This window comes from Butyricicoccus faecihominis, assembly GCF_014648015.1.
Lineage (GTDB): Bacteria > Bacillota > Clostridia > Oscillospirales > Butyricicoccaceae > Agathobaculum > Agathobaculum butyriciproducens.
Window position 1 is genome coordinate 168,861 of record NZ_BMQH01000003.1, and the last position, 4,047, is coordinate 172,907.

3 protein-coding genes are annotated in these 4,047 nt (G+C 49.1%); all 3 read right to left on the reverse strand.

Going from position 1 to position 4,047, the window contains the following annotated elements; all coding sequences use genetic code 11:
- Nucleotides 1-372 precede the first annotated feature (372 nt).
- The gene (locus IEY11_RS04115) at nucleotides 373-621 is read right to left on the reverse strand and encodes an IS3 family transposase (RefSeq protein WP_279289182.1); all 249 of its coding nucleotides are present in this window, start codon (nucleotides 619-621) and stop codon (nucleotides 373-375) included.
- 27 nt (nucleotides 622-648) lie between these two features.
- Nucleotides 649-1,422 carry an IS3 family transposase gene (locus tag IEY11_RS04120; protein ID WP_188885864.1) on the reverse strand — a complete coding sequence of 258 codons (774 nt, stop codon included), beginning with the start codon at nucleotides 1,420-1,422 and terminating at the stop codon, nucleotides 649-651.
- A gap of 78 nt (nucleotides 1,423-1,500) precedes the next feature.
- Nucleotides 1,501-3,387: an LTA synthase family protein gene (locus IEY11_RS04125; protein WP_188885865.1), complete on the reverse strand. Its 1,887-nt coding sequence runs from the start codon at nucleotides 3,385-3,387 to the stop codon at nucleotides 1,501-1,503.
- Nucleotides 3,388-4,047: the final 660 nt, after the last annotated feature.

Sequence of the window (4,047 nt, forward strand, 5' to 3'; positions counted from 1 at the left end):
CTTTTGAGGGTAGACACCTACGGTTTCTACCCTCTTAGCTCCCATTTTCCTTTACTTCTTAGTTTGGCGCAGACCAGAAACCAGCGATCGCTCCGAAAAGGGGAACGGCAGAGGATCTTTTCTACTGTAGGGGAGCACAGTGTGCTCCCATTTCTCGACCTATTCGCAGTGTCAGATTCTTTGCTGCTATACATGCGGTTAAGTCTACGCAGGCGCGACATACCCGTGTCGCGCGAATTGTTTACGGGTGCTGGTGGCTGGGGCCTATCAGGTAAAGCACATACTTGGACTTAGATGGATTTTAGATAATAAAAAGCGACTGCATATGAAGTGCCCCCAAAAAGTTAGACAATATTTCGAAGTAAAAATTGTTCAAGCAGCCGAAAGGGCCTGTTGTCTGTGAATTGCAGGCGGCAGGCCCTTTAGTTTTGCCTTAATCCTGCGATTGTTGTAGTAGTCCAGATACTCAATGAGCTCCTGCTTGAAGTGTTCCATGGATTGAAATTCCTGCAGATAGAGCAGCTCGCTTTTGAGTATTCCAAAGAAGTTTTCAATCACAGCATTATCCAGACAGTTTCCTTTACGGTTCATGCTTTGCCGGATGCCCTTCTCCCGGAGCATGCGCTGGTACTGCTTATGCTGATACTGCTAGCCTTGATCAGAATGGAGAATGAGGTTTGTTCTGTCCGGAATTTTTGCAAATGCCTCGTTCAGCATGGTCGTCACCATGCTCAGTACCGGACGGTCTGAAATTGTGTAGCTGACCAGATCGCTGCTGTGCAGATCGAGAATCGGGGACAGATACAGTTTCTTGCCAAACAAACTGAACTCTGTCACATCGGTGACCCACTTCTGATTGGGCTTGTCTGCATGAAAATCCCGATTTAACAGATTTGGTGCAATTTTACCCATATTTCCCTTGTAAGAACGGTATTTCTTCATTCGGACGCGGCAAATCAGCCCTAACTCCTTCATAAGTCGCTGAACGGTTTTATGATTTACAAGGAACCCTCGGCTGCGCAGCACTGTCATAATCCGCCGGTAGCCGTATCGGCCCCTGTTTTCGTGGTAAATCGTTGTGATTTCTTCCTTAATAGATGTATATTTGTCTGTTTTCTGCATTTGTTTCAAGTGATAATAGAACGTTGCACGGGGCAGTTGAGTGATGGAAAGCAGAAGATTGAGAGAATATTTTTGCCTTAGTTTCTGGACTACTAGCGTTTTGTGCTGGCGTCGTTCGATGGCCAATGCCTCCGACCCTTCTTCCAAATAGATACGCTCCCAGTTTCTGACCTGAGTGGCACTGCTTACTTCAAATCGTCTCGCTGTTTCGCAGTAACTCAACCTTTCTTCTATCATGGTTTCCACGACCAGTTTCTTAAATTCCGGCGTGTATCGTTTGTTCGGTTTTCCTCTTGACATAATAAATCACCCCATCTGTTAGATAGTGTATCATACTGTCTAACAAATGGGGTGCAGTTCAATAGCAGTCGCTTCTGTTTAATTGCCACTGGTTGCGTTTGCGGCATCGCTTGAAGTCGCACTTGCCGGAGAGGCAAACAGCGCAGTCTGGCGTTCGTCGCCGCCGAACAGGTTGTTATATTGTACGCGCTCGTAATCTTCAATCAGCGGGGTAAATTTTGTGGTATCCAGATGGCTGTATGCGTTGCCTTCACTATCGAAATAGCCGGCAAAGGTCATCGCCGGAATGGTTTTCTGCAGATTCCACAGGTATTTGCCGTAGACGCTGGTTTCAATGCCTGCGTTGCGCAGCACATACTGCGCGAGAAAGTTCAGACTGGTGATCTTTGTCGAATCGCCGGTCAGCGGGTAATTGGCCCAGATGATGAACGGCACCTTAAACTTATCCATGTACTGCGCCATGGTCATTTCGTCCTGAGTGACGCCGTACGCCTTATCGAGAAATTCCTGCTCGACAGACGGCTGATGATCGCCGAACATAACGAGAATGGTCGGCTCAGTCTGTGCCGAGAAGTAATCGATCAGCTTTTTGAAGGCCTCATCGGTCTTATTGGCGAGCGTCAGATACTGCTCTGCCTTGGGGTACACGCCCGGCTCATCGGTGACCTGCACCTCAGCAGGGTAATTCTCAACCGTGTAGCTGCCGTGGTTCTGAATCGTCACATTAAACAGAAACAGCGGTGTGCTTTCGTCCTTATGCTCAAACTCCCAAATAATCTGCTCGAAGTCGGAATCGTCGCTGACGTAGCCGTGCTCCTCGGTCTGCGGTACGTCCATGTCCTCGCCGCACTTGAATGAGTCGAAGCCCAGACGCGGATACGCGATATTACGCTGCCACGAGGTTCGCTCACCCGGATGAAACGCACGCGTCTCGTAGCCGTAGCCCTTGAGCAGCGTAGCCAGTGAATCCGTCGGACCGAGGATGTACTGCTGATACGGGATACTGCCCGATGGTAGGAAGTTCATCGAATTACCGGTCAGAAACTCGAACTCGCTCGTGCTTGTGCCCGCGCCGAATACCGAGGTGTAGGCGTGGCCGTGGATCGCGTTCGACACGCTGTTGATGTAATTCATTGGGCTTTCCGTGAGTGTCAGATTGCCGAAGTCCTCAAAGTCCGCCCATGACTCATTCATAATAGCAACAATATTCGGGTGATCAACGCCGACATTCGGTGTCGGGTCATCCTCTGCACCATTTACAATGGCGTTGACGCGTTCCGGCGTGGTATCATCCGGTTTTTCCACTTCCATAAATTCGGTGTTTCGCAGAAATTCTGCAGCGGCACCGCCGGTCTGGTAGGCACCGAGCTGATCCCACACGTCGGTCTCTACGCCGAACATGCCCAGCATTTGCGGGTGGGCGATCGGGATGAGACACAGCAGACCAGCAATCAACACGGAACCGCGGCGCAGCAGATCGCCTTTGCGCGGCCGAAAATGCCCCATCTTATAATAAGGGCGCAGCGCCCACGCAAGCAGTGCAACCAGCATAATGCAGATGGCAATTTGCCAGGTCATAGACAGGCTGTAACTGCCTGCAACGGCCACAGCGGTACCGAGCGCCTTAAAGTCCCACGGCAGAATAGGTGTGCCGCGGAAAACAGAAACGAAGTAGTTCGCAGCGCCCCACATACCGGCCAGAATGTGCAGCAGCACGCAGCAGACCGCCGGATAGCCGATAACCGCACAGCCGATCCAGTAGAGTGCGCTGAGGCATAGCCAGTTAGCCAGCACCACGCCTGCGCTCATATTCCACGGTGGAGAGCCGAGCACAAGCTGCATCAGCCAAAACGCGGTAAGCGGTGTCAGTAGCAGCAGGAGCAGCTTTTGCGCCCTTGTGTTTTGGCGCAGCGGCACATCACGTCGTGGCAGCAGCTGTCTGATCAGTGAACCAACTTTTTTCATAAACCGTTCTCCTTGTAAAAAAGTTCCCACAAGAGCGGAATTATACACTAAATTGGGGGAAATGTCAAGGTTAGATGCGGCTTACAGGGCACGCGACGGAGAAAGACAGATATACTATTATAATACAGGCATTGTATGGCGCAAAAATAAATAAAAAAGTGCTTGACATTCGCTGTCGGATTTGGTATTCTATTAAAGCTGTCTCTCAGAGACGAGCGCAAAACCGAAAAGTTTGGTTTAGAGCCGATTGAGGTTCTGAAAAAGAATTTGAAAAAAGTTCTTGACAAACGCTTCTGGTTTTGATATACTAAATAAGCTGTTGATGAGCGGTTAAGAACGACGAAAAGTTGTGAAAACTCTTTGAAAACAGCAGATTGTACCTTGTAAATTAAACAACGATGTGCTTAAACTTTTGTTCAAAAGAACGAAGGTTGTAGTGCGAACCTGAAATTTCGAGAGTTTTTTACTCTTGGTAAATCGCTGGAAGTCACAACTCCAGTTAAAACAAAGTGACACGTCAGACTCTAAAGTCGATTTTAAGAACTTCGGTTCTTTAAATACAATTTTTAGAGAGTTTGATCCTGGCTCAGGATGAACGCTGGCGGCGTGCCTAACACATGCAAGTCGAACGGAACTATTTTGGAAACTCCTTCGGGAGCG